Annotated in this window: 24 protein-coding genes; 5 read left to right on the top strand and 19 right to left on the bottom strand. The window is 30.7% G+C overall.

What is annotated here, in order from left to right:
* Positions 1–392: 392 nt before the first annotated feature.
* A complete protein-coding gene (locus tag ACZ446_RS04285; RefSeq protein WP_114457981.1) occupies positions 393–659 on the top strand; it encodes a type II toxin-antitoxin system Phd/YefM family antitoxin in 267 nt (88 codons plus the stop codon).
* Positions 652–969: a type II toxin-antitoxin system RelE/ParE family toxin gene (locus ACZ446_RS04280; RefSeq protein WP_464393900.1), complete on the top strand. Its 318-nt coding sequence runs from the start codon at positions 652–654 to the stop codon at positions 967–969. The genes ACZ446_RS04285 and ACZ446_RS04280 overlap by 8 nt, the downstream gene beginning before the upstream one ends.
* A 126-nt stretch (positions 970–1095) precedes the next feature.
* Here the strand turns inward: ACZ446_RS04280 and ltrA are convergent, their stop codons facing one another.
* The gene (gene ltrA, locus ACZ446_RS04275) at positions 1096–2445 is read right to left on the bottom strand and encodes a group II intron reverse transcriptase/maturase (protein ID WP_464393899.1); all 1350 of its coding nucleotides are present in this window, start codon (positions 2443–2445) and stop codon (positions 1096–1098) included.
* Between the two features lie 735 nt (positions 2446–3180).
* A complete protein-coding gene (locus ACZ446_RS04270) occupies positions 3181–4341 on the bottom strand; it encodes a DUF6414 family protein (protein WP_464393898.1) in 1161 nt (386 codons plus the stop codon).
* A gap of 329 nt (positions 4342–4670) precedes the next feature.
* On the opposite strand from ACZ446_RS04270, the gene ACZ446_RS04265 reads away from it, so the two are divergent.
* Both ACZ446_RS04265 and ACZ446_RS04260 read left to right on the top strand, forming a co-directional pair.
* Positions 4671–5006 (top strand): type II toxin-antitoxin system RelE/ParE family toxin, encoded by a 336-nt coding sequence (locus ACZ446_RS04265; protein ID WP_114490473.1) that lies wholly within the window; start codon positions 4671–4673, stop codon positions 5004–5006.
* A gap of 10 nt (positions 5007–5016) precedes the next feature.
* Positions 5017–5295 (top strand): helix-turn-helix transcriptional regulator, encoded by a 279-nt coding sequence (locus tag ACZ446_RS04260; protein WP_464393897.1) that lies wholly within the window; start codon positions 5017–5019, stop codon positions 5293–5295.
* 202 nt (positions 5296–5497) lie between these two features.
* Here ACZ446_RS04260 and ACZ446_RS04255 read toward each other — a convergent pair whose 3' ends face one another.
* The 14 genes from ACZ446_RS04255 to ACZ446_RS04190 form a co-directional block, all read right to left on the bottom strand.
* Entirely contained in the window at positions 5498–6772 is a 1275-nt protein-coding gene (locus tag ACZ446_RS04255) for a deoxyguanosinetriphosphate triphosphohydrolase family protein (protein ID WP_464393896.1), read from the bottom strand.
* A 172-nt stretch (positions 6773–6944) separates the two neighbouring features.
* A complete protein-coding gene (locus ACZ446_RS04250) occupies positions 6945–7778 on the bottom strand; it encodes a hypothetical protein (protein ID WP_464393895.1) in 834 nt (277 codons plus the stop codon).
* Positions 7779–7968: 190 nt separating this feature from the next.
* On the bottom strand, positions 7969–9057 hold the full coding sequence (locus ACZ446_RS04245; RefSeq protein ID WP_464393894.1) for a Fic family protein: 1089 nt from the start codon (positions 9055–9057) through the stop codon (positions 7969–7971).
* Positions 9058–10239: 1182 nt separating this feature from the next.
* On the bottom strand, positions 10240–11640 hold the full coding sequence (locus ACZ446_RS04240) for a KAP family P-loop NTPase fold protein (protein WP_464393893.1): 1401 nt from the start codon (positions 11638–11640) through the stop codon (positions 10240–10242).
* A 185-nt stretch (positions 11641–11825) separates the two neighbouring features.
* Positions 11826–12872 (bottom strand): Fic family protein, encoded by a 1047-nt coding sequence (locus ACZ446_RS04235; RefSeq protein WP_464393892.1) that lies wholly within the window; start codon positions 12870–12872, stop codon positions 11826–11828.
* Between the two features lie 296 nt (positions 12873–13168).
* Complete coding sequence (locus tag ACZ446_RS04230; RefSeq protein ID WP_464393891.1) at positions 13169–14215, bottom strand: Fic family protein; 1047 nt, start codon at positions 14213–14215, stop codon at positions 13169–13171.
* A 358-nt stretch (positions 14216–14573) separates the two neighbouring features.
* Positions 14574–14939, bottom strand: coding sequence for a VOC family protein (locus tag ACZ446_RS04225; protein ID WP_464393890.1), 366 nt, complete (start codon positions 14937–14939; stop codon positions 14574–14576).
* A 184-nt stretch (positions 14940–15123) separates the two neighbouring features.
* Positions 15124–16398, bottom strand: coding sequence for a deoxyguanosinetriphosphate triphosphohydrolase family protein (locus ACZ446_RS04220; RefSeq protein ID WP_464393889.1), 1275 nt, complete (start codon positions 16396–16398; stop codon positions 15124–15126).
* A gap of 245 nt (positions 16399–16643) precedes the next feature.
* On the bottom strand, positions 16644–17750 hold the full coding sequence (locus ACZ446_RS04215) for a methylated-DNA--[protein]-cysteine S-methyltransferase (protein ID WP_464393888.1): 1107 nt from the start codon (positions 17748–17750) through the stop codon (positions 16644–16646).
* Positions 17751–17916: 166 nt separating this feature from the next.
* The gene (locus ACZ446_RS04210; RefSeq protein ID WP_464393887.1) at positions 17917–18306 is read right to left on the bottom strand and encodes a DUF302 domain-containing protein; all 390 of its coding nucleotides are present in this window, start codon (positions 18304–18306) and stop codon (positions 17917–17919) included.
* Between the two features lie 38 nt (positions 18307–18344).
* Positions 18345–18677: an SHOCT domain-containing protein gene (locus tag ACZ446_RS04205; RefSeq protein WP_464393886.1), complete on the bottom strand. Its 333-nt coding sequence runs from the start codon at positions 18675–18677 to the stop codon at positions 18345–18347.
* 46 nt (positions 18678–18723) lie between these two features.
* Positions 18724–19281, bottom strand: coding sequence for a DUF305 domain-containing protein (locus ACZ446_RS04200; RefSeq protein WP_464393885.1), 558 nt, complete (start codon positions 19279–19281; stop codon positions 18724–18726).
* Positions 19282–19558: 277 nt separating this feature from the next.
* Positions 19559–20545: a YhdH/YhfP family quinone oxidoreductase gene (locus ACZ446_RS04195; RefSeq protein ID WP_464394371.1), complete on the bottom strand. Its 987-nt coding sequence runs from the start codon at positions 20543–20545 to the stop codon at positions 19559–19561.
* A 56-nt stretch (positions 20546–20601) separates the two neighbouring features.
* Positions 20602–21621 carry a YeiH family protein gene (locus ACZ446_RS04190; RefSeq protein WP_464393884.1) on the bottom strand — a complete coding sequence of 340 codons (1020 nt, stop codon included), beginning with the start codon at positions 21619–21621 and terminating at the stop codon, positions 20602–20604.
* Between the two features lie 151 nt (positions 21622–21772).
* Between ACZ446_RS04190 and ACZ446_RS04185 the strand changes: the two genes are divergently transcribed.
* A complete protein-coding gene (locus ACZ446_RS04185; protein ID WP_464393883.1) occupies positions 21773–22657 on the top strand; it encodes a LysR substrate-binding domain-containing protein in 885 nt (294 codons plus the stop codon).
* 62 nt (positions 22658–22719) lie between these two features.
* On the opposite strand, the gene ACZ446_RS04180 is transcribed toward ACZ446_RS04185, so the two are convergent.
* The 3 genes from ACZ446_RS04180 to ACZ446_RS04170 form a co-directional block, all read right to left on the bottom strand.
* Entirely contained in the window at positions 22720–23805 is a 1086-nt protein-coding gene (locus tag ACZ446_RS04180; protein WP_464393882.1) for an ADP-ribosylglycohydrolase family protein, read from the bottom strand.
* A gap of 48 nt (positions 23806–23853) precedes the next feature.
* Positions 23854–25284: a nicotinate phosphoribosyltransferase gene (locus tag ACZ446_RS04175; protein WP_464393881.1), complete on the bottom strand. Its 1431-nt coding sequence runs from the start codon at positions 25282–25284 to the stop codon at positions 23854–23856.
* 73 nt (positions 25285–25357) lie between these two features.
* Entirely contained in the window at positions 25358–26323 is a 966-nt protein-coding gene (locus tag ACZ446_RS04170) for a zinc transporter ZntB (RefSeq protein WP_464393880.1), read from the bottom strand.
* Positions 26324–26334: the final 11 nt, after the last annotated feature.

Genomic DNA, 26334 nt, shown 5'->3' with positions numbered 1-26334 from the left:
TCTAAATAATAAAAAAATTCTTTCAGCTAAATCAAACAATACTTAATGATTTGAACATGTTCCTTTTAAATAATTTTTTGCCTGGCTTTTGTAAAACTTTACTGGGATTTTGCTCTTGTGACTGTTTTCACAGGAACTGGCGTAAAGCTTGCTTTTCCATATCCGTGATTGATTAATCTGCAAGCTTTATGACAGAAGTCATGGCGCCAATCCCATGTTATGTGATCGTTGAGCAATTATTTTTCTTATCTTTAAAAAGTCATTATAATAGATTTAAAGCTAAAGAAAATAGTTCCTGCAATTTATTATTTTTTTATTTATCATTATATTATGTATTTATTATCATAATTATGATATAATATTGATATCAAAACAAGAAAGGTGATGATTTTATGCCAACTATTAGACCGGTTTCTGATTTAAGAAATAACTTTAAAGAAATATCCGAAGTATGTCATGAAAATGGTGAACCTGTTTTTTTAACGAAAAATGGTCGTGGAGATATGGTTGTTATGAGTATTGCTCAATTTGAAAAACAACAGGCACTTTTAGAACTTTATAAAAAATTAGGAGAAGCTGAAAAAGAAAGTGAAAATAATGCTCCTACTACTTCCCATGATGATTTGATGAAACAAATGAGGAAGAAATTAAATGAGTAGTTCACAAAAATATGAAGTTATTTATCTTCCAGCTGCCAAAAGGGATCTTAATGAAATTATTTCATATATACAAATAGAAGCTCCTGAGGCAGCATTAAACTTTTTGGACAGGCTTGATGAAAATATATCACAGTTAAAAAATTTTCCTTACAAAGGGAAAAAGCCAGACGATGAAAATTTAAATTCTAAAGGATACCAAATACTTGTTATAGGAAGTTATCTTGTTTTTTATGTAGTTTTTGAAAAAGAAAAAATTGTTGAAATCAGAAGAATCATTCATGGTAAACGAAAATATAAATTTTTATTATAGATAAGCATTTTTATTTAGCTCAATGTCACAGTCACGGTAGGATTAGCAGTTACCTGCTCACCCCCGCACAGATCTCAGCATGCAGAATTACCGCACTGAGCTCTTCAGTAATATTCACTTCCGTTATCAGGCAAAGTTAAGTCTTAACTGTCTATTTATCTTCTCAACTATTCTCGGCTTACAGACATTATACCATCCTATAATTTCTTTAAATTTGTCCCAGTTCATACTTCTTCGCTGGCTTCTTCTATTTAACCATTTATATAATATTTTGAGTGATATATTAAAGAATTCTTCCAGACTGTCATAATTACCAATTAACCCATAATAATTATAGTAACCCCTGAGTTTAGCATTCAATTTCTTAAACAGCGTTTTTAGTTTTTGGTTCCTCATCATTTTACACCATTCTTTAAAATTCTTTATTGATTTTCTAAGTTTATTTCTGGAGGTTCTCCTTTTTATTATATCTTTTCCTCTAAGAGATGTGCCCCGACTAAACTCAAATCCCAAAAATTCAAACCTTTTGCTACCCTGCTTTTTAAATCTTGAAAAGAGAATTATATTGCTCTTTTCCAGAGAAAGTTTAAGTCTAAATTTATTCAGTCTTTTCTGCATCTTACTATAAAAATATTCAGCATCTTTTCGATATCTGAATGCTGTTATATAGTCATCTGCATACCTTAGAAAATAAGTATCACCTTCTGTTATTTCTTTTATTACTTTTTTAAACCAGTTATCCAGTACAAAATGTAAGTATATATTTGCCAGAACTGGACTTATTATACCACCCTGAGGTGTTCCAGCTTTTGGATATACTATCTCATTATCCTCTTCCAAGATGCCAGCTTTTAACCACTTTTTAATCAATCTGATTAATTGTTTATCATCTATTCTCTGCTCTAACATCTTTATTAACCAGTCATGATCTATATTATCGAAAAAGCCTTTTATATCAGCTTCAACTATGTAGTTATATTGACCAAAATTAAGTTCCTCGGAAAGATTTATCACTGCTTTTTTAGCACTTTTATTCGGTCTGTACCCATAACTGTCTTCAATAAAATCCTGTTCAAATATTGCTTCCAGTATATCAGTAACTGCTCTTTGGACTATTTTATCTTTCAGAGCTGGTATTCCCAGTGGTCTTTTCTTGCCATTTCCTTTATCTATATACTTTCTTCTGACCAGTTTAGCATGATATCGTTTTTCCTTTAAGGATTCTAGTATGTTCTGAAGATTTTCTTCCAGATTCTTCTCAAATTCAGCTGCTGTTATCTTATCCACTCCTGCAGCTGCTTTTTTGTTGATTTCTAACCATGCCAGCTTTAAAGCTCCATAGTTTATCTGTCTGTATAAATCTCTAAACCGATATTTCTTTTCTCTCTTTGCCTTTCTTGCTATATTCTTCAGTGAGGTTTGCACTAATTGTTCTGGCCTTGCGCGTCCAGTTAGTGTTTCCTTTAAAGATTTCATATTACTGTTAACCCCTTCCTCTGTTTTAATCTCATTTTGACTTCAGAGTACTATGAGTTAATCCGAAGTCCTACTAGTTTCTGGTTATCCTTCTTGTTTGGTTGGATTCACCTACCTGTATAATTACTGGAACTGCAGGAGTCCTCCCAGGTTCCTAATACTTCTTTCTTTTCATGCCAGGTGCTCTGACCCCGACAGACCCTCATGAGTTTCACCATTACAACTCATTTGTACTGACTTCCATGACGTTAAACATGTTGTCATCTGCTCTTTAATCTGTTCTACAGACTTCCAGTTAACGGGGCTGAATATGCTTCAGGAGTACGGTACTCCTTCTGGCCTAAAAAGTTCTCTGTGTACACTTCATCTGATAGTTGCCTATTTCGATGCAACACTCGATACAGTCTGCTGGTTAGGCTTTAACTGATAGAGACTTGATAGATTAATATCTACATTACGACTATGCTTTTCCTAATGACAGTGAGGTAGCAATAGTTGACCTTCTGTCAGGCTTTTATTTATATCATTACCATCTGATTTTTACGCTGTGATATTATTTCATCTCACTCTACTAGAAGTATTAAACTTCCTGGCGTTCTAACGTTCCTGGGATTTGCGCTCGTGCCTGTTTCCGTTAGGAACTGGCGTAAAGCTTGCTTTAATATTTCTTGCTGCATAATATTGCAAGCTTTATGACAGAAGGCATGACGCTAATCCCATGTTATCTGATGTTGATTAATTAAAATTAGAATTAACTTCTGGTTCTCTATAAATAGCAATAGGAGTAAGAGCTACATTATATTCACCTACTTGTGGTTGTAAACCAATTTCTTTAGTAAAAGTATCAAGTTTTTTTATAAAAGTTTTAACAAATTTATTAATATCTAAGTTTTCTGGACTATCAGTAATTTTTTCGATTTCTGTAGTTAATTTTTCAATAGATTTTTTTATATTAGGTGATTTCGTCCCCTTAAGTGAAGTTATTTGACCAATTATAGTCCAATTTGCATCTTCAAAATGAGAATATTTAAAGCTTAAATCTGTTCTTTTTTCAAGTAAATAATCATCTTTTAATTGAGATTCAAATGTTACATTCCCATTTTTACCTACAGAAAAATATGAAGTTAATAAAACTTCAAGCGGGATTAAATCACCACTGAATATTTCAATAATTGCTCTTATAATAACTTCCATCATCTTACCCTTTTTGTAAAAACCTTCTCCACTATTTTCTGAAATCATACTTGCTATAAGAGCTTGAGCCTGCATTTTGAAACGTTGATCTCCAATATCCTGAGAAAATAACATATCTTCGTCACTTATTTTATCCATAATCTCACCAGATTTAGCTTCAGTTGATAGATCAATTATTTTCTTTATAATTTTTACGAAATTTTTTACATTTCTATAATCACTTACTTTTATTTTATTTGGCTTAAATTTTATAAAATCAGTTGGTTTCATTTTTTGTCTCAATTGTCCAGATGAACCTAAATTATCAACTTTGTCTAAATCAATTAAGTAGTTTAGTTCTTTTAAACTATTTTCAAATAATGAATATTGAAAATGTTTTAATGTCTTAGTGAAGTGAGTATTAGAACTTTCAGTAGTAGTTCTTCCTATTCCTCCCATTAAATCCCCTTTTAAAGAAGCATCAAAATTACCAACTTGACTTAATAACATCTGAACTAAATTTGAAGATCCTTCTAATCCAAATTTTGCAAGTGCTTCAGCATTTATTTCTCCTTCTAGTCCAACTTCTTTTCCTTTTTGAGTAGAAGTATCTATGTTTTGAATAAGGCCTCCAAACAACTGGGAAAAGAAAGAATCTAACTTTTCATTATTAATATAAATAAAATCTCTTGGTTTAAAAATGTTATTTTCTTTTTTATTCATAATAAATCCTCCTTAATCAATTTCAGATAACGTTCCTGGGATTTGCGCTCGTGCCTGGTTCCGCAGGAACTGGCGTAAAGCTTGCTTTTTCATATCCGTAATTGGTTAACCTGCAAGCTTTATGACAGAAGTCATGACGCCAATCCCATGTTATATGATGCCGTAGCTTTATCTATTAATTTATCAATTATTAACTTACTTCATGTAAAAGAAAAAAATTCCTGCATTTATACAGTTATAAATGTTTTATATAACTTAATATTAAATTTTTACTTCCTTTTATAACATATATGTGATATAATAAATTTAGAAATTGGAGTGAATAGATTATGTATAAAATTAAGTATTATGCAAAAAATAATAAATCTCCAGTAATTGAATTTATTAAAGAACAGTCAGCTAAAGAAAAAGCTAAAATTCTAAGAGAAATAGAACTTCTAGAAGAATTTGGTCTATTCCTTGGTATGCCCCATCTTAAAAAGTTAAAAGGATATGATGATCTCTGGGAATTACGAATAAAGCATAGTTCTAATATATTTAGGGTTTTCTTTTTAAATTATCAGGATGGTATCTTCGTTCTTTTGCATATTTTTAAGAAGAAATCTAATAAAACTCCACAGAGAGAAATAGATATTGCGCTTAACAGACTTAATTCTATCAAGTGAGGTGAAAAAAATGGAACTTATAGATCATAAAGATCTTAAAAATGAACTTTTTGAATCTGAAGAAGTTAAGGAAGAATATGAAAAACTGAATGTTATGTATGAAATAAAAAAACAAATAATTAGGTATAGAATAGAAAATAATTTAACTCAGAAAGAATTAGCAGATAGAATAGGAACCAAACAGTCTGCTATTTCCAGACTAGAAAATGATGATTATAATCCAAGTGTTGAATTTCTTGATAAGGTTGCGCATGCACTTGGTAAAAAACTTGAAATTAGATTTAATTAACAGTGCTGAAGTTTCGACGGCACTGCTTTTTTTATGCTTTAAATTTTTAGTTATTAAAGCGTTTGCTACGGTTTCATATAACGTTACTGGGATTTTGCACTCGTGCCTGATTCCGTAGGAACTGGCGTAAAGCTTGCTTTTTCATATCCTTTATTGGTCAGCCTGCAAGCTTTATGACAGAAGGCATGGCGCCAATCCCATGTTATCCGACGTTACTATTTTTATCATCATATAATTTATCCAAAGAATTAGATCCAAAATATTTTTTATATTCTTCAATTGCGAAATTATCCATCATGCCAGCAATAAAATCAATAATATGTCGCTTTCTCTCTTTTTCATTTTCATATTTTCTAAACTCAGGAGGTAAGAATTTCATATCTTTATTGAATTTTTCATCTGAATATACCTTATGTAATCCTTTTAATACTGTTTCACCATTTTTTTCGTATTTTTGGACATAAGGTTTTCTCATTAATAATTTAAAAACTAACTTTTTTAATCCATTTGCTAATTTATTATGATTAAGGAAATTCAATTTTTTATCTTTTTCACAATATCCCACATCACAAATTAAAGTATTTACAATCTTTGATGTTAATTCTTTTCTAAATAATGAAGCATATTCTTCAGAATTATCAAGTTGATGACTTTTATTAGCAAAATCTTTACAGTCTTCTACTATTGATAAAATTTTATCATATGAAGATTTAAATCTTTTATCAATCTTGAATTCATAAAGTAGTTCATTTATTGAAAAAACATCCATGCTTAAACAATCTTCTAGATCATGTGCTGCATAAGCTATTTCATCAGCTAAATCCATAATTTGCATATCAATAGTTTTAGCATCATTTTTAGTTAAATTATTCTTATGTAAATTTTCTAAAATCATATTATAATCATCACTATATATAAATTTTTTATTTTTTAAATTATTATCTGAATCTAATTCGAATTTATTAAAATATTTTGTTGTACCCAATAAAGTTCTAAACGTTAGATTTAATCCTCTATAATTATAATGCTTTTTTTCAAGGGTAGTTAATATTCTTAAAGTTTGAGCATTGCCTTCAAATCCTTCAATATTATCGTTTAAAGCAAGGTCATTTAATATATGTTCTCCCGCATGTCCAAATGGAGAATCACCTAAATCATGTGCTAAGGAACAAGTTTCTACAACTAAAGGTGTGTCTAAATTTAATCTTTCAGCTATTGCTCTAGCTATTTGAGATACTTCTAAACTATGAGTAAGTCTATTTCTAAAAAAATCTGTATTTTTAATTCCTAATAGTTGCATTTTACCTTGTAATCTTCGAAATGATGAAGAATATAAAACTCTAGCATAATCACGTGAAAATTTATTTCTATTTCTGTTCTCCATATCAGGATTTAATGTATTAATACGAAAATCTAAACTCTTTACTTTTTTCTTCATAGTTTTGACATATTGTTTTGTTATATTATTAACTTCCATTAATATTTCTCCTAGATGTTAGTAATGTCGGATAACGTCCCTGGGATTTGCGCTCGTGCCTGATTCCGTCAGGAACTGGCGTAAAGCTTGCTTTTCCATATCCGTGATTGGTTAGTCTGCAAGCTTTATGACAGAAGGCATGACGCCAATCCCATGTTATATGACGTCCGATTCACTTAATGTTTTTCCATTTTTGTTCTAAATTAATAAATATTTTAATAAGCTTATTGTCACATGGTCTTTCAATTTTATAATTAGTATAATTATCTTCTTCACTAAAATATCTATTATTTCTATAATTATGTTCTACAATATTATCAAGTTTTTTTTCATCCCATTTAAACTTATTAAGTGAATATTCTACTTCTCCAAAAATATTTCTATTTAAAACCCAGACTTCTTTTTCAGGATCTATATAATCACAAGAATATCCTGAGTATTGAACATATCTATTATGTAATAAAACATCTTCAAATTTAACTTCTCTTTCTAAATATATTGGAGAGCTATAGCCATATGAGTTTTCATCAGTAGAATAAGATGTGATGATATTTGTTCTATATTTTATAAAAGGTTTCTTTTTAAGAATTTGATCTATAACTTGAGATATTTCAAAGATAGATAAAAATCTTCTTAATTTTATAGTTTTATTCTTATTTTTGTCATCACCTTTTAATGACATTTGCGTATAATTATAAATACGCTTTATTTCTTCATATGCTTTTTCTAATTCTTCTTTAGTGAATTTGGAAAACAACTTTTTTATCTTTTGAGAATTATTAAATATATTAGTAGAGTCATATCCTTCTTCATATCCTGGTAATCTATATATATTTAATGCTTGTTTGACACAATGAGTCAATAATTTTTTGGCTAAAATATTCTCTCCATCAATCCATCCTCCCATACGTATATTAATATGTTTACAAACATCATTTCTATAACCAAATAGAGCTAAACTAACAATTTCGTTTCTTATTTTAAGTTTTTTATTTCTTTTTTTCATAATTATCACCAAGTAATATTTATTTTAATTTCAGACACATGTCACATAACGTTACTGGGATTTGCGCTCGTGCCTGATTCCATAGGAACTGGCGTAAAGCTTGCTTTTCCATATCCGTTATTGGTTAACCTGCAAGCTTTATGACAGAAGGCATGACGCCAATCACATGTTATGTGACGTATCATGGTTTTTATCTTAATAAATCAAGTAAATTATAATAATAATATTTTCTATTTCTCATTTTATTATCTGAAAATATTACTTTCTCTTCCTCAAGAGTATTAAGATATCTTCTACAAGTTGTATCAGGTATACCTGTTAAAGAACTTATTGTTTTTACATTAAATATTGGTTTTTGAAACATTGCTTTAATTAAGTCTACTACATTAGTGCTATTTATTAAATTCATTGCATTTTCTAAATCTCTTTCATAAAGATTATCAATTTCTTCAATTAGATCAATATTTTTAAGTACTTGTTTGTTTACGCTCTGCAGGAAAAATTTAATCCATTCATTCCAGCCATTACCCTCTTTTCTTGTTCCATTTAGCAATCTATAGTATTTATGCTTATCTTTTTCTAATACTTCACTGATAAATAAATTGGGAGAGTTTATGAGATTTACATCATATAAATACAGCGGGATTAATATACGACCAATTCTACCATTACCATCTAAAAATGGATGAATGGTTTCAAATTGAGCATGTATTATTGCTATCCTGACTAAAGATTGTAGATTGTCATTGGGATTATTAATATAATTTTCTAGGTTAGACATATAGGAATCGACTAATTGTGGCTGAGGTGGCACAAAAGTAGCTGTTTCTAAAGTACATCCTTCCGGGCCTATGAAATTTTGAATAGAACGATATTCTCCAGGAGCTCTATTTTGACCTCTAACACCATTACTCATTAAAATTTCATGTAATTTTTTGAAGAGACGTGTTGATATAGGATATTTTTCTAAAGCACTCTCACCATAGTTTAATGCATCATAATAATTCAAAACTTCCTGAGCATCATTGTTTTTTTCATTTTTATCAATATCAAATTCTAAAACTTCATCAAAAGTTACTTGTGTACCTTCAATCTTGCTGGACTGTACAGCTTCCTGTAAACTAAAGGGAGTAATAAGAAAATACTCATTAACTTTAGATTTTTTTAACATAACCTGATATTTACCTACATTTGTACTTGCATTAATTAGTTCATTATAAAATTCCATAGGATTAATTTGTTCTTCTATTGGTAATTCAAATGGTTTAAAAGGTTTCATTTAAATCATCCTCTCTTTTATTTTCATTTTATACATTTTATTATAATATAATTCGTTTCATATTGCAATTATTTTCATATTTTTAATTTATAAAAATAAAGAAAGAGGTTATTTGGTTTTATGATATGTCACATAACGTTACTGGGATTTGCGCTCGTGCCTGGTTCCGCAGGAACTGGCGTAAAGCTTGCTTTTTCATATCCGTTATTGGTTAATCTGCAAGCTTTATGACAGAAGGCATGACGCCAATCACATGTTATACGACTGTTAAACGACAACTCTTTTAATTTCTTATCTTTTATTATTTTGATTCACTTAATAAATATACTCACTAACTCTTAAACATACTCATTTAAAGCACTAATGAGTATGTTTAATTGAATTAATTATTTTTTTACTACAAAATTATTAGATCTTCACGAAGTTAAGTTCATAATATTTTTACCATCTTTAAAGAATTGTAATTAATATTCCCGAAAGTTGCAAACTAAAATTCCCTATTATTGCAGAATAAAAATCTATTAATTTAACTTAACTTGCAGAAATAGATTTATTATTAATATACTTCATGTAAAAGAAAAAAATACCTGCATAGTAACAGGTTTAATTATTATTTCTCTTTTTTGATTTTTTAAAGCGCATCTTGTCAATCCATCGCGATACTTCTACGACTAAAGATACTGAGTTAGCCTAATGTCACGAACGTGACTGTTAGGCGGATTAATCTTTTCTCTTTAATTAAATTATTACTCTTTTCTGCAATAATCATCATTGATACTTTGAATTTGCAATCTTCACGAAACTTATTTCATAAAGATTTACAGCAGGTTATTTTTTAATGCTCAATAACTTTTTACACTTTTCATTCATTAAAACTTTACACATCAGATTTTTCAAAAGCGATTTGATTATGAATTATTTTGTTCTTAACCATAAGATCTAAAATTATTAATGCTCTTGAATTACCTGAGAGGGTTTTACAAATCCATCTCGTTCTTTCTACGCTGAAACGCACCTACCTAGTTTAATGTCGTATAACGTCCCCGGGATTTGCGCTCGTGCCTGATTCCGTTAGGAACTGGCGTAAAGCTTGCTTTTCCATATCCGTTATTGGTTAGCTTGCAAGCTTTATGACAGAAGGCATGGCGCCAATCCCATGTTATACGAAGTCAAACTAAAGTTTTAATTTTGAAATCTATCCATTATCTCAATTTTCTTTACTATATAATCTTTAACATTATGTGATACAGCGAAATCTAGATCATTAATTATACGCATAATTTTTTCTGCTTTCCTATAAATATCCTTATTTGTGTTTTGATTTTCTTTAATATCTCTATATTGTTCTATTAATTGTTCTTTAACTTCAGTGCTGTCATAATAAATTAAATATGCCTCAATTACATTTCCATAATGACTATCTAAAAATTCTTGACCTTCTTTAGATGAAAATAACTCAGTCATAAGTTTATTTGAATCAATATTTCCATTAATATATCGTTTATAAAGATCAAGATTATAATTTTTTATAGATATTAGGACTGCTAATAAAATTGGGTATAATTTTAAACTTACAGGTGTTGTTTTAAATACTAAGCTAATTTGTGTAAAACATTGTTCTTGTATTCTTAATGAAAAGTTAAATATAGAAAATAATTCTGAAAAAATAGAAACAAAATGTTCTTTATCATGTCTAAAATTGGATGATTGATTAGTTCTTTCTTCAAAATATTTATTGAAATTAAATCTCTTAAATAAAGCTTCAACAAAAGCTCCTTTTGGAGGTTCAGGTAAATGATAATTTAAATCAATAAATCTCCGTAAATATCCATCAACATCCATATCTAAACCATAGATCCCCTTAATTGAATTACCAATTTGGTTTTTATCAATAGCTAATACAAAAACAATATTTTCTACATTAAAGAAGTGTTTTGCTTTTTCAAGAACTTGTAATGCATATGTGGGTCTACAACGATCTAATTCGTCTATAAAAAATACTATTGGTTTTTCAGAATCTGTAATTTCTTTAGCAAAATTCTCTAAGTGTTCTTTAAATTCAGTTAAAATATGTTTTGATTCCTCGTATTTATTAATTTCGTTTTTTGCGATTTTTTCTGTTATTTCTCCAATTGCTTTTTCAGTCAGATCATCATAATCTAATACTCCTGCACTAGCATATTTAAGAGCGATAGGAATTGAATTTTTAATTAAAACTGAAGCAGCTCTTTTAATTTTTTCAAAATTATATTGAATTTTATCAAGTTTTGAATTTTCTGTTTCAAAAGAATCTATTGCTATTTCAATTTCACCAATCAGAGCAATAAGAGCATCGTCATTAAAGTCATTTTCCCAGGCATTAAAATATAGAGTTGAAAACCCTTTGTTTTCTAAATGCATTTGCCACATTTTAACAAAAGTAGTTTTGCCAGTACCCCAAAGTGAATCAATTGCTAAGACTAATGAATCTTGAGTTTCGCTTATTAATTGAGTCAATATCTCAACACTTTCTTTTCTTTCTAAAATATCTTCTTTGAAAGGGTCCTTTTTATCTATGTTTATATTATTTAGTTTTATTTTCAATTAAGTATCCTCCTATTCTTTTTTATTTATAAAGTTTGATTTCGTATAACGTTCCTGGGATTTGCGCTCGTGCCTGGTTCCGCAGGAACTGGCGTAAAGCTTGCTTTTTCGTATCTGTTATTGGTTAAATTGCAAGCTTTATGACAGAAGGCATGACGCCAATCCCATGTTATATGACGTACTTTTTATTTTAAGCGTTTCCATTTAGCATTTCTTCCTTTTCCTAGAACTTCTACTATATTATCTTTTTTTAATTGTCTCAAAACTCTATCAATAGTTGAATCGGATACATCAGGACAGGCATTTCTAATATCATCTTTAGAAAAAGTACCAATAATATTTTTTACTACCTGTTCAACCCTATAGCTTTTATTACCCTTCTTTGACTTCACCATACCTACACGATCTTCAAATTCTTTATAGGCTGCTAAAAGTGTTCCCAAAAAGTATTCTAACCAGAAAAATAAATTGTGTTTTCCATCATGCCAGCCTATAGAAGACTTATTTAGTGTTTCATAATAACTTGATTTACTGTCTTCTATGATCTTTTCTAAACTTATATATCTTCCTACTTTATGATCATATTTATATAATAATAGTAATGTTAATAATCTTGATATTCTTCCATTTCCATCATTAAAAGGGTGGATACAAAGAAAATCTAAGATAAAGCTTCCAATTAAAATTAATGGTTCTATATTTTGTTCCTGTATTTCATTGTTTAAAAAATTACAGAGAGAATCCATGGCAGCGGCAGTATTTGATGCAGCAACCGGTTTAAATCTAACAAATTTTTCACCATTAGGTAGGATCTCACCAATAATATTATCCTGACTTTTCCAACTTCCACCTTTTTCAGATATATATTTATACATATCACGATGTAACTGTAAAATTATATTTGAAGTTACAGGTATTGCATCATAAGAAGTATGAATAGTATTTAAAACATCTCTATAACCTGCTATTTCTCCTTCTGATCTTTCTCTAAGATTGGTATCATCTTTCATTATCTCTTTTAGTCTTTTATCAGTAATTACAATTCCTTCAATACTGTTTGAAGCTTTTGTACTCTTTATAACAGCGACTTCTTGAAGCTTTTCTAATATTTGTGGAGATTGTTCTATATATAAATCCTGTTTTCCCTTATATTCGTTTATTTTACCAATTAATTTAACAATATTCATTGGTATATCTAACTTTTTTAATCTATCATCTTTAAATGACATCATAATATACTCATCCTTTCTTAAACATATTCATTAAACAACAAATGACTATGTTTATTATAACATAAATATGTTCATAAGTACATAAACATACTCAAATAATACTAAAATGAGTATGTTTATGTTTTTGATGACTATATTAATAAAAAAGTATGTCATATAACGTTACTGGGATTTGCGCTCGTGCCTGGTTCCGCAGGAACTGGCGTAAAGCTTGCTTTTTCATATCCGTGATTGGTTAGCCTGCAAGCTTTATGACTGAAGGCATGACGCCAATCCCATGTTATATGACGTACTTTTTATTTTAAGCGTTTCCATTTAGCATTTCTTCCTTTTCCTAGAACTTCTACTATATTGTCTTTTTTTAACTGTCTTAAGACTCTATCAATAGTTGAATCTGATACATCAGGACATGCATTTCTAATATCATCTTTAGAAAAAGTACCAATAATATTTTTTACTGCCTGTTCAACTCTATAGCTTTTATTACCTTTCTTTGCTTTAACCATACCTACACGATCTTCAAATTCTTTATAGGCTGCTAAAAGTGTCCCCAAAAAGTATTCTAACCAAAAAAATAAGTTGTGTTTTCCCTCGTGCCAGCCTATTGAGGATTTATTTAGTGTTTCATAATAACTCGACTTACTATCCTCTATAATTTTTTCTAAACTTATATATCTTCCTACTTTATGATCATATTTATATAATAATAGTAATGTTAATAACCTTGATATTCTTCCATTTCCATCATTAAAAGGATGGATACAAAGAAAATCTAAGATAAAACTTCCAATTAAGATTAATGGTTCTATATTTTGTTCCTGAATTTCATTATTTAAAAAATTACACAGAGAATCCATAGCTGCTGCAGTATTTGATGCAGGAACAGGTTTAAACCTAACAAATTTTTCTCCATTAGGCAGAATTTCACCAATAATATTATCCTGACTTTTCCAACTTCCACCTTTTTCAGAGATATATTTATACATATCACGATGTAGCTGTAAAATTATATTGGAAGTTACGGGAATTGCATCATAAGAAGTATGAATAGTATTGAGGACATCTCTATAACCTGCTATTTCACCTTCTGATCTTTCTCTAAGATTAGTATCATCTTTCATTATTTCTTTTAGTCTTTTATCAGTAATTACAATTCCTTCAATACTATTTGAAGCTTTTGTACTTTTTATAACAGCAACTTCCTGAAGCTTTTCTAATATTTGTGGGGACTGTTCTATATATAAGTCCTGTTTTCCCTTATATTCATTTATTTTTCCAATTAGCTTAACAATATTCATTGGTATATCTAACTTTTTTAATCTATCATTTTTAAATGACATCATAATATACTCATCCTTCCTTAAACATATTCATTAAACAACAAGTGACCATGTTTATTATAACATAAATATGTTCATAAGTATATAAACATACTCAAAAGATGCTTATATGAGTATGTTTATGATTTTGATGACTATATTAATAAAAAGTATGTCATATAACGTTACTGGGATTTCCGACGTGCCTGTGCCTTTAGGCCTGGCGGAAAGCTTGCCTTCTAGATTTCTTGCTGCTATTATTGCAAGCTTTGTGACAGAAGGCATGTCCCGAAGGGTAGGCTTGCTCTTTAGCCTAACGGCAATCCCATGTTATATGCTGTAACAGCCGACAGTCACGATGAACTTTTCTTTAATTATTACTTTATTTTGATGCTGATACCTTAGAAAAAACTTCTATATGGTTTCCTTCAGTATCTTCGAACTCAAATACTAAATTATCCTGGATTTTAGTTAACGAAAAAACGATCTTTAAATTACGGTCTTCTATCTCTTCTTTTGTTTTCTCAGCATCATTAACCTCAAAACTTAATAAGCAGTTATCTCCATACTTTACTTCTTCATTCTCGTTATTATGATCAAACAAGAAAAGGCGGAATCCATCTACATCAAAGAGATATAAACTCTCACCTTTCTTAGCTGCTGATCTTTCTAAAAACCATTCATAAAAATTTATTGCTCTATCAGTATTTTCTACAGCTATGTAAGCGGATTGTAATTTGGGTTTCATAAGTCTTTATCCTTTCTGCTTAAGATGCGCTTTACTTGCAATCCAGGCTGTTATTGCATATAACGTCCCTGGGATTTTGCGCTCGTGCCTGATTCCGTAGGAACTGGCGTAAAGCTTGCTTTTTCATATCCTTTATTGGTCAGCCTGCAAGCTTTATGACAGAAGGCATGGCGCCAATCCCATGTTATCCGACGTTACTATTTTTATCATCATATAATTTATCCAAAGAATTAGATCCAAAATATTTTTTATATTCTTCAATTGCGAAATTATCCATCATGCCAGCAATAAAATCAATAATATGTCGCTTTCTCTCTTTTTCATTTTCATATTTTCTAAACTCAGGAGGTAAGAATTTCATATCTTTATTGAATTTTTCATCTGAATATACCTTATGTAATCCTTTTAATACTGTTTCACCATTTTTTTCGTATTTTTGGACATAAGGTTTTCTCATTAATAATTTAAAAACTAACTTTTTTAATCCATTTGCTAATTTATTATGATTAAGGAAATTCAATTTTTTATCTTTTTCACAATATCCCACATCACAAATTAAAGTATTTACAATCTTTGATGTTAATTCTTTTCTAAATAATGAAGCATATTCTTCAGAATTATCAAGTTGATGACTTTTATTAGCAAAATCTTTACAGTCTTCTACTATTGATAAAATTTTATCATATGAAGATTTAAATCTTTTATCAATCTTGAATTCATAAAGTAGTTCATTTATTGAAAAAACATCCATGCTTAAACAATCTTCTAGATCATGTGCTGCATAAGCTATTTCATCAGCTAAATCCATAATTTGCATATCAATAGTTTTAGCATCATTTTTAGTTAAATTATTCTTATGTAAATTTTCTAAAATCATATTATAATCATCACTATATATAAATTTTTTATTTTTTAAATTATTATCTGAATCTAATTCGAATTTATTAAAATATTTTGTTGTACCCAATAAAGTTCTAAACGTTAGATTTAATCCTCTATAATTATAATGCTTTTTTTCAAGGGTAGTTAATATTCTTAAAGTTTGAGCATTGCCTTCAAATCCTTCAATATTATCGTTTAAAGCAAGGTCATTTAATATATGTTCTCCCGCATGTCCAAATGGAGAATTACCTAAATCATGTGCTAAGGAACAAGTTTCTACAACTAAAGGTGTGTCTAAATTTAATCTTTCAGCTATTGCTCTAGCTATTTGAGATACTTCTAAACTATGAGTAAGTCTATTTCTAAAAAAATCTGTATTTTTAATTCCTAATAGTTGCATTTTACCTTGTAATCTTCGAAATGATGAAGAATATAAAACTCTAGCATAATCACGTGAAAATTTATTTCTATTTCTGTTCTCCATATCAGGATTTAATGTATTAATACGAAAATCTAAACTCTTTACTTTTTTCTTCATAGTTTTGACATATTGTTTTGTTATATTATTAACTTCCATTAATATTCCTCCTAGATGTTAGTAATGTCGGATAACTTGTTTATTTACGAATCAAATTTCATTAAAACCTATTCGTTTAGATCTTTACGAACATTATTTCATTAAGAATACGATTATCTAAAATGAGCTGTTAACAGTATATTCAATAAAATTTATAATTATCCTTTATAAAATTTACCAAAATTATAATATAATGAAAACCTGATATTATTCAGTTAAAATGAATAATATCAGGTTCAAAAAGATTATAGATTTTCTTTTTCATGTTTCAAAAGCCATTTTTTCCGCCAAATACCAAGACCATAACCCCCAATTTTACCATTACTCGCTGTTACTCGATGGCAGGGAATAATTATTGGTATTTTATTTTTATTATTTGCATTTCCCACAGCTCGATACGCTTTATCATTTTCTATTGCTTCTGCTACCTCTTTATAAGAAAAAGTATCCCCATAGGAGATTTCTGTAAGCTGTTGCCAGACAGTTTCTTGAAAATCTGTTCCTTCTAATTTAAGAGGAAGCTTAAATTTTTTTCGTATACCTAAAAAGTATTCATTAAGCTGTTCTTTTGCTGCTGAAATAACAGAAGTATTATCTTCCTGATAGCGCTTAACTTCCTGAAAGTCAAGACTTATCAACTTCTCCTGTTCTGCCTGAATCTCTATTAAGCCTATTGGAGATTTATAATAACCTACATTGTTTGTAGTTGATAATTCTTCAGCACTTTTAAAAATCTGATCAAGATTCTGAGAAGTTACTTCCCAAATATATAAAGAAGCGGCTGTATTATAGGGTGAAAACATCTTTCTGAACTTTTGGAAATCTTTTTCAGTTGGTTCATTTTTTAAACCGTAAAACCACTGAAGACCCTTTCTAATTCCTAAATCATTAAAACTAATTACATTTTTTTTGGCTAATGAAAAAATTAAAAACATCTCTGCAGTCCATTGGCCAATCCCTTTTATTTTAACTAATTGTTCAATGATTTCTTGATCTGTCATCTGATCAAGTTTTGAAAGATTAAGTTGATTATTATTAACAGCTTCTGCTAAATTTTTAAGATAATCCACTTTTCCTTCTGACAGTCCTGCTGCTCTAAGCTTATCCCTTTTTGCTGCAATTATAGCTGCTGGAGATAGATCTGAAAGGATCTCATTAAACTTATCCCAGATAGAATCAGCAGCTTGAGAGGAAAGCTGTTGATAAACAATATTTCGACAAAGCGCAGTAAACGGTTCAGGAATACAAATCCTTTTTATCTTTCCAATTTTCCCTATTAAATCTGACATTCGCTTATCTTTAGCTTTTAAATAGTCCAATTCTTTTTGAGTGATATTTAGTATTTGTTCCATATATATAAAAACCTCCGCAATTTAACAATGTAGAATTTAATAATTCTTAATTAAATTTTAACATTTGCAGAGTATTTAAACAACTATATTTAAAACAAAAACCTGCTTAACAACAGCTGATATTATAGCTGAAGTCAAACAGGTTAAGTCTAAAAAAATTATTAACTTATATACTTTTTATTACTCTTTCGAGTCTTGATTTAATTTCTTGAGCTATTTCATTAACTTTTTCATTTTCAGACATTCCAAGAGCTTTTTCGGGATCAATTGCTGCAGCTGTAATCTCCTGATTATCATCTTCAAAAACTATAACATTACAGGGAAGAAGTAGTCCCAGCTCTGGTTCTTCTTCAATACCTTCAAAGGCGAAAGCGGGATTACAGGCTTCAAGAATAATATAATTATCCATTTCTTTATCTAATTTTTCTTTAAATGTTTTTTTCATATCAATTTCTGCAAGTACTCCAAAACCTTCATTTTTCAACTCAGACTTCACTTTATTAACGGTATCTTCATAAGAATACTCAACTGTTTTTTGAATTCCATAGTTACTCATTACTATTCCTCCTTAAAGTTTTAAATAATAACTTATAATTAGTTATTTAAATTATCTAATATCTCTTTTAATTCTTCTTTATTTATTTCACCTTTAGCATAACGCTCTCTGGCAATTTTTTCTGCACTGTCTTCACTGCTTTTATCAACATTTTCTCTTATACTATTGAATCTGGCTCGATGTTCGTCAAAATTTCTGTGACTATTATGGCGAGAATCACTATTTCTATGATCATTATTTCTATGTCCATTATTTCTGTGGTTACCATGTCTGTTATATTCTTTAAAAAAGTAATAAACAGCTCCAATTATAATAATCCAAAATACAATTGAAAAACCTCCGCCCATCATTCCAGGACCAAATCCCATCATTTTAATCCCCCCGTTGAATTATTCTAATAATAGATAATAGGAAATTTTAATACCATCTATCCAGCCAATCACGCATCATAAAAATTTCTTGACGCTGACTATCTCTGATACTTTCTGCAAGCAAATATACCGATCGATGTTCAGCCAGATCATGCATAATTAACTGCTGAGACATCATAACTGCTCCCATATGATGAAAAATCATATCCTGTAGAAATTCATAATCCAGTTCCTCGCCTGATAAGCCCTGATAATCCCCCATCATTGGCTGATACTGATAATTATTTGTTCTATCTGGATACCACTCAGCTAAATACTTTTCCATTTCTTCAATTTCTTGAGTTTGAACTTCTATAATATCTTTTGCAAATTCTCTCATTTCTTCTCGATTGGTATTATCTCGTAATATTTTAGCATTATAAACTGCTTCTTCATGGTGAGGTATCATTTTTACTAAAAACTCATACTCACTGTTTACTGATTCCATCATACCTGGACCCATACCCATCATTCCAGGTCCAAATCCAGGTTGAGCAAAGACTAAATTAGCGCCCACACCAATAACTGTTAGTATAATTAAAGTAATTATTATATTTTTTTTCATTTCAATTACCCTCCTTGTAAACTTAAATCAAACTTTTTCTATACCCCTATTAGGTATCTTAAACATAGTATAACACTCAGAATTAAAACTGTCAACAAAATATCGTGATTGTTAAATATAAACTTTTCCCGTCCTATCTTTCTTAATCTAAAACAATTATAATACATAAATATGAAGAAACTATGAATTTTTTAAAACAATTTTAGTCTTTGGTAAAAAAAAGAGCAGCTGCAAAAACAGCTGCTCATCTTAAAAAAATTATTTGGTTTGTTAAAAATTATAGTTTAACAACTACTCTTCCTTTAGAATTTCCAGCCAGCATTTTCTCAATCTGATCGTTTAAATTATCTAAAATTATTTCTGTAGAAAAATCAGCAAGCTGTTCTATTTTCCAGTCTGAGGCAATTTTCTGCCAGATATCTTCTCTTAATTTTCTTTCACACTGGACTGAATCTATACCAATTAAGCTGACTCCTCTTAAAATAAAAGGATAGACATTTAAATCTAATTTTGCAGAAGCTACATTTCCGCAGCAGGTCACCGCTCCATCATAGCTGGTGGATTTAATTGCTGTAGACAGCATGTTTCCTCCTACTGTATCAATAACTCCATCCCATTTTTCTCTCAAAAGCATTTTGCCAGAATCATCATCAACTTCTTTTCTATCAATAATATTTTTTACTCCTAATTTATTAAAATAAGCTGCTGCCTCAGTTTTACCTGTAGCTGCTGTAACATTATAACCGAGCTTTGCTAAAATAGCAGAGGCAAAACTTCCAACTCCACCGGAAGCACCAGTAACCAGAATATCTAAACCCTTAATATTTGCTTCTAAAAGTTTATAAACTGACATAGCAGCTGTAAATCCTGCAGTGCCATAGATCATACTTTCTTTTAAACTCAGGTTATCCGGTAATTTTACTGCCCAATCTGCTGGTATTCTAATATATTCTTCAAATCCACCAGCTGTATTCATTCCTAAATCATAGCCGGTAACAATAACCTTATCACCTTCATTATATGTTCCACTCTGATCTTCTACAACTATACCAGCTGCATCAATACCGGGAGTGTGAGGATATTCTCGGGTAACTCCTTTATTTCCGGCTGCAGAAAGAGCATCCTTATAATTTAAAGAAGAATATTTAACATTAACTATTAGTTCACCTCCTGGCAGATCTTTGATCTCTTTTTCAACAATCTCTCTTATATATTCTCCATTAACTTCACTTACTTTCAATGCTTTAAACTTTTTATTATCCATATTAACTATCACTTCCTTTGACTTCATCTTAACAGATATTATTTAAAAATAAAAGTTTATAGCTGGCCAATAAATAATTGAACTGTGAAAGAAACTATTACAACCAGTGAAGATATAATAAATCCATGGAACATTGGCTTGATACCAGATTCAGAAACCTCACCAAAATTAGTAGTTAAACCAATTGCTCCTAAAGCCATAATCATCATGAATTTTGATATTGTAGCAATATTGCCACTTAAATCAGCTGAAATAAAACCTGTACTTTTTACTGCAACCATCATTAAGAATAATAAAATGAAGTATGGAAAAATATTTTTAATTTCAACTTTTTCTTCCTGTTCTTTTTTATTCCGACCGAGTCTTTTATTTTCTCTGGCATTAATATAAGAAAAAATCATTACTATTGGAACTATTGAAAGAGTTCGGGTCAGTTTTACTATCACAGCAAAGGCACCTGCTGCATCAGAAAAAGCATAACCAGCTGCAACAACAGAAGATGTATCATTAACTGCAGTTCCCGCCCAGAGACCAAAGCCTAAATCACTCATACCAAAATATCTGCCTGCAATTGGAAATAAAATTACCATCAGTACATCAAAAATAAAGGTTGCCGAAATAGCATAGGCTATATCGCTGTTTTCTGCCTCAATTGTTGGTGCTACTGCAGCTATTGCAGAACCACCACAGACACCTGTGCCTGCTGAAATCAAACTCGAAAGTTTCCAGTTCATGTTAAAAAGACGACCAAATAAATATCCCCCTCCAAAAGCTGTCAGCAGAGTAAAAGTCATCACAATTAATGAATAACCTCCGACAGATAAGACCTGAGAAAAACTTAAAGTAAGTCCCATCAGCACAATTCCTGATTTTAATATCTTCTTTGAAACAAAATTAATACCACTGTTGAAAATAGGTATTTCTCTAATAATTGGATTTAACAGCATCCCCAGCATAAGTGCCAGAACACTGCCGCTGATTAAATGCATTGGTATGTAGCTGCTTAAAGACTTAGCAGTCAAAGCTAATAAAATTGTAAGGATGATTCCTGCTAAGTAATCACTCAATTTATTCATCTTTATCTTCCTCCTTATGTTTGTAATCTTGATTTTATAATAGATTATAGATAAAATAAAATTATAATATTTTATAAATCAATAATTTTAAATTATAGTTAACTGTTTAATAATTATATCTTTTTTAGATATTTAGGAGGTAAGATAAAAAATGATAGATTTTAGGCATCAAACTTTTTTAGAGCTCTGCCAGATCAGAAATTATACTAAAACTGCTGAAAAACTTCATATTACACAGCCAACTGTCAGCCAGCACATTAAATATTTGGAAGAATATTATGAGGTAAAATTATTTAATTACAGCAGAAAAAAGCTGAACATAACAGAGGCAGGTAAAAAACTATATCAATATACTGAGAGAATGATTGCAGATAGTAAGGAAATAGCAAAAACTATCAGCAAAAAAACTCCTAAACAAAAAATAAGATTTGGAGCAACACTCTCAATTGGCGAGTTTGTGATGCCTGATGTTTTAAATCAGGTAATGAAAAAGAGTCCCGACTTAAGTTTTGACATGCTGGTCGAAAACACAGCAACACTGCTGGAAAAATTGAAAGCAGGAGAGATAAATTTTGCAGTTTTAGAAGGCTTTTTTGACAAGACTAAGTTTGGGCATCATCTTTTCAGTAAGGAAAAATTTATTGGAATCTGTTCAGCTAACTCAAAATTAAGTCGGCAGCAATTAAAAATGGATGAACTCTTAAATTCACGCTTAATTTTGCGAGAAAGTGGTTCCGGAACCAGAGAAATCTTAGAACAGATTCTTTATACAAATAATTTAAATCCAAAAAGTTTTGCCAGTAAAATAGAAATTGGCAACCTAAATGCTATTAAGGAACTGGTTGCAGAAGATAAGGGTATTTCTTTTATCTACCAGGCAGCAGCTAAAAATGATTTAGCTGCTGATAGAATATCAGTTTTAAATATTATGGATTTTAACATCAAGCGAGAATTCAACTTTGTTTACTTAAAAGACAGTGTTTTTGCAGAAGAATACCGTAAATATTTTGAGCTTTTTATTAATTTGAGGAAATAAAACTAATAAAGCTGTTCTGATAATTTTAAAAAACATCAAAACAGCTTTAAGATTAAATTTGTTTATTTAATTTTTTCTGCAAGTGTTTCCGCTAAACTTAGCAGTTCATCTTTCTGCTGTAGTCCTTCAATAAATCTATCAGGGATACCTGATAAACCAACCTGAGCTCCAATTAAAGCTCCAGTCAGCATTGTTCTAACCTGATTCTGGCCACCACCATTGAGGGCATTGAGCACTCCAGCTTCAAAATCATCTTTAAATCTGGCTGATAGATAATAGACAGCAGGCAGCATATGATAAATTGCACAGGGCATACCATAAACAATTGATGCCTTCCAGGCAGGTTCAATTTCTATATCCTGATCCTCAGCTGCACGAGCCATATAAGAAGGAGAAAGCAGCCCATCAGGAGAGGCAAACATCCCCTCACCATAGAGGTCAGATTCTTTAACTGTATTATCATCCTTAGCAGGTGGATTTAAATTATCAGAAGTCACCTTATGGAAAGGTAATTCCCCTCTATCGACAGCCCGCATAAGTTTTTTAGAAATTTCTGGATCAAGTTTTTCTCCCTGGACTAAAAGAGCGAGGACTGAACTATAAGCTACTGTTAATGATCCAATCAAATTATCTGCCTGGGTCAAAGCTGTATTATCAGTAATATTCAGGCTCAGAGCTTTAAGATCTTCTGCATAAAAAATTGCCATAGCAATATTTCTTTCAATCGCTTCAGTAGTATCGGCATTACCAGCAACCTGATCCCAGGGAAGCTCATTTTTTACTCTGGCACGCCAGAGGTGCCGCATCGACTGGCTTGTATATCCTCCCGGGCCAGCCATCGCCTTCCCAGAGATTTTAGGCAAAAAATCTTCGTCCATCATTTTACAAAAAGCAGCCTGATCATAGCCATCATTTTTAATTAAATGTTCAGACATCATCTTTAGCAGAATCCCGGCCTGAGATATTTCTCCAGCCTTAAGTCCCCCATGATATCTGTCAGTTTTAGGTTCGGTATAATCATTAATCCAATCACTATACTCAGCCCGCATTTCTTCCAGATCATAATACCAGTGAGGTCCAACACCAAGAGCCTCTCCGATGAAAGCTCCCATCAACGCACCTTTTGCACTTTCTTTTTTGCTAATCATTATTGTGGCCTCCCTCTTTATATTAGCTTACAGTTGAGATCAAAATTTTTATTTTTCAATCTTGTTTTCCTTGATCAGTTTTTGTTTTAAATCATACAACTCATCTGAGAGATCTACTTTCATTATATGAGGATTTGTTAATCTTTTATATTCTGCTCCAAGACTATCTTTTTCTCTTTCTGCATATTCCTTAATTTCAGCAACAGAAGGAGAGTCATAAACTAATTTGCCATCTTCAAAAATTAACTCCATCATTTCTCTAATCTGGTAATTACCTTTTTTAAGAGTAGTAGTTTTCCAGGTGTCTCTAGCATCAAATAAAACCAAATCTCTGTCTGCAGTAATTTTTTCCTCTTTAAGAGCAATCAAATCTGCTCTAATTTCTCCAGATTTTTTATCATAAATTCTTAATAACTTTTTATTACCCGGATTTGTCATTTTTTCAATATTATCAGAAAGCTTAATTTTCGGCTGACCATTATATTCACTCATCTTATAAACTGCACCAAAAGCCGGACAGTCATAAGAGGTAATCAGTTTTGTTCCCACACCATAGAGATCAATTTTGGCTCCCTGCAGATTAAGTGAGGTTATAATATCTTCATCAAGGTTATTAGAAGCAACTATTACAGCATCTTCTAAACCAGCCTCATCCAACATTTTACGAGCCTCTTTTGAAAGATAGGCTAAATCCCCACTGTCCAGTCTAATACCTAATAAATTTGAATTGATCCCTTTTTCCTTCATCTCTTTAAAAACTTTAATTGCATTAGGAACTCCTGATTTCAAGGTGTCATAAGTGTCAACCAAAAGTATAGCACTATCGGGAAAATTATCTACATACGTTCTAAAAGCTTCTAATTCACTTTCAAAACTCATTACCCAGCTGTGGGCATGAGTGCCGCTGACCTTAACTCCAAATTTTTTACCAGTTAAAACATTAGAAGTCCCAGAACAGCCGCCGATGACTGCAGCCCTGGCTCCATATATGCCAGCATCAGGACCATGAGCCCTCCTTAGTCCAAATTCTAACACATTTTTTCCCTGAGCTGCCTCACTAATCCTGGCAGCTTTGGTAGCAATTAATGCCTGGTGATTAATAAAATTCAAAAGTGGAGTTTCTAACAATTGAGCCTGTAGAATAGGTGCTTCTACCTTAAGTAAAGGTTCTTTTGGAAAAACAACACTACCCTCTGGTACTGAATAAATATCACCTGTAAATTTAAAATCTTTCAGATAATCTAAAAATCTTTCCTTAAAACCTTGTTCCCTTAAATATTCAATATCATCTTCTTTAAACTTTAAATTTTCTATGAATTCAATAATCTGCTCTAAACCTGCAAAAACTGCATAACCATTACCACTGGGGTTTTCTCTGTAAAAAAGATCAAATACTGCCTGCTCTGTTTTTCCTTTTTCACAGTATCCCTGAGCCATTGTTAGCTGATAAAAATCTGTTAAAAGACTTAAATCTCTCATTATAATAAACACCAACCTTAATAAATTTTAACTTATATATTTACCATTTATAAATTTTATCATCTTATCCCTCTTAAATCCAGTCATTCCGTTTAAATAACCAGTATTCAATTCCAATAATCACCAGCATTAGAACCGAAAAAATTCCAAAAGCTGCATTGTTATTAGTCCCCGGCATACCACCAATATTAATTCCAAATAATCCGGTTAAAAAGCCCAGGGGTAAAAAAATACTACCGACAATAGAAAGAATATACATTGTCCTATTCATCTGATCGTTAATCTTGTTGTTTAATTCTTCCTGGACTAAAGCTGCCCGATCTCTTATAGTATCCAGTTCTTCAATCTGTCGAATTGAACGGTTAGAAAATTCATAGATATATTCCTTGTCATCTTCATCGAGCCAGCCAATTTTTTCTTTGTAAAGACGAGCCATCGACTCTCTTTGAGGTACTATATAACGCCTGATGATAACTGCTTCTCTTCTTTTCTCCGAAATCATTGAGCGCAGTTTAGCTCTTTCTGCTGTTAAAACTTCTTCTTCCATCTCATCAATTTCTTCTTCAATTTTATAAATATAATCACTGATCCGATCAATTACACCATCAAGCACCTTAATTAAAAAATCAGCAGTTGTCCGCGGTCCATCTCCATTCTGATAACTTTTATCAATATCATCAATGGTAAAGACTCTTTCACTGCGGGTAGTAATTATTCTGCCGGGCTCAATCCACATGTGCAGAGAAACCATATCTTCTTCATCTGAATCTGGGTTTAAATTTAGGCCCCTAAGATTAAGTAAAATCCCAGCTTCATCTTTTAAAACGCGGGGTCTGGTTTCTTCAGAAATCAGTTCTTTAATTACAATATCAGATAATCCACTTTTTTCTTTTAACCAGTCTTTAGCTTCTATCTCCAGTACATTGAGGTGATACCAGCTAAAAGAGCCTTCATTTTTATTAGAAATTTCTTCTGACAAATTTTCAATTTTTTTAATATAATCTTTTTCTATATAATAACCTGTAATCAGTGCAGCCATAAATACCTCCC

The sequence above is a fragment of the Halanaerobium sehlinense genome (genome assembly GCF_055379485.1).
The sequence above is the reverse complement of the archived record's forward strand: the minus strand, read 5'-3'. Positions and strand labels throughout refer to the sequence as shown.

Bases quoted from the DNA above. Each gene is read 5' to 3' on its own strand.
- ACZ446_RS04215 (WP_464393888.1), bottom strand. From the start codon at position 17,750: ATGGAACAAATACTAAATATCACTCAAAAAGAATTGGACTATTTAAAA.
- ACZ446_RS04210 (WP_464393887.1), bottom strand. From the start codon at position 18,306: ATGAGTAACTATGGAATTCAAAAAACAGTTGAGTATTCTTATGAAGAT.
- ACZ446_RS04280 (WP_464393900.1), top strand. From the start codon at position 652: ATGAGTAGTTCACAAAAATATGAAGTTATTTATCTTCCAGCTGCCAAA.
- ACZ446_RS04230 (WP_464393891.1), bottom strand. From the start codon at position 14,215: ATGATGTCATTTAAAAATGATAGATTAAAAAAGTTAGATATACCAATG.
- ACZ446_RS04180 (WP_464393882.1), bottom strand. From the start codon at position 23,805: ATGATTAGCAAAAAAGAAAGTGCAAAAGGTGCGTTGATGGGAGCTTTC.
- ACZ446_RS04245 (WP_464393894.1), bottom strand. From the start codon at position 9,057: ATGAAACCTTTTAAACCATTTGAATTACCAATAGAAGAACAAATTAAT.
- ltrA (WP_464393899.1), bottom strand. From the start codon at position 2,445: ATGAAATCTTTAAAGGAAACACTAACTGGACGCGCAAGGCCAGAACAA.
- ACZ446_RS04170 (WP_464393880.1), bottom strand. From the start codon at position 26,323: ATGGCTGCACTGATTACAGGTTATTATATAGAAAAAGATTATATTAAA.
- ACZ446_RS04185 (WP_464393883.1), top strand. From the start codon at position 21,773: ATGATAGATTTTAGGCATCAAACTTTTTTAGAGCTCTGCCAGATCAGA.
- ACZ446_RS04175 (WP_464393881.1), bottom strand. From the start codon at position 25,284: ATGAGAGATTTAAGTCTTTTAACAGATTTTTATCAGCTAACAATGGCT.
- ACZ446_RS04200 (WP_464393885.1), bottom strand. From the start codon at position 19,281: ATGAAAAAAAATATAATAATTACTTTAATTATACTAACAGTTATTGGT.
- ACZ446_RS04195 (WP_464394371.1), bottom strand. From the start codon at position 20,545: ATGGATAATAAAAAGTTTAAAGCATTGAAAGTAAGTGAAGTTAATGGA.
- ACZ446_RS04255 (WP_464393896.1), bottom strand. From the start codon at position 6,772: ATGGAAGTTAATAATATAACAAAACAATATGTCAAAACTATGAAGAAA.
- ACZ446_RS04250 (WP_464393895.1), bottom strand. From the start codon at position 7,778: ATGAAAAAAAGAAATAAAAAACTTAAAATAAGAAACGAAATTGTTAGT.
- ACZ446_RS04285 (WP_114457981.1), top strand. From the start codon at position 393: ATGCCAACTATTAGACCGGTTTCTGATTTAAGAAATAACTTTAAAGAA.
- ACZ446_RS04260 (WP_464393897.1), top strand. From the start codon at position 5,017: ATGGAACTTATAGATCATAAAGATCTTAAAAATGAACTTTTTGAATCT.
- ACZ446_RS04190 (WP_464393884.1), bottom strand. From the start codon at position 21,621: ATGAATAAATTGAGTGATTACTTAGCAGGAATCATCCTTACAATTTTA.
- ACZ446_RS04270 (WP_464393898.1), bottom strand. From the start codon at position 4,341: ATGAATAAAAAAGAAAATAACATTTTTAAACCAAGAGATTTTATTTAT.
- ACZ446_RS04220 (WP_464393889.1), bottom strand. From the start codon at position 16,398: ATGGAAGTTAATAATATAACAAAACAATATGTCAAAACTATGAAGAAA.
- ACZ446_RS04235 (WP_464393892.1), bottom strand. From the start codon at position 12,872: ATGATGTCATTTAAAGATGATAGATTAAAAAAGTTAGATATACCAATG.
- ACZ446_RS04205 (WP_464393886.1), bottom strand. From the start codon at position 18,677: ATGATGGGATTTGGTCCTGGAATGATGGGCGGAGGTTTTTCAATTGTA.
- ACZ446_RS04265 (WP_114490473.1), top strand. From the start codon at position 4,671: ATGTATAAAATTAAGTATTATGCAAAAAATAATAAATCTCCAGTAATT.
- ACZ446_RS04225 (WP_464393890.1), bottom strand. From the start codon at position 14,939: ATGAAACCCAAATTACAATCCGCTTACATAGCTGTAGAAAATACTGAT.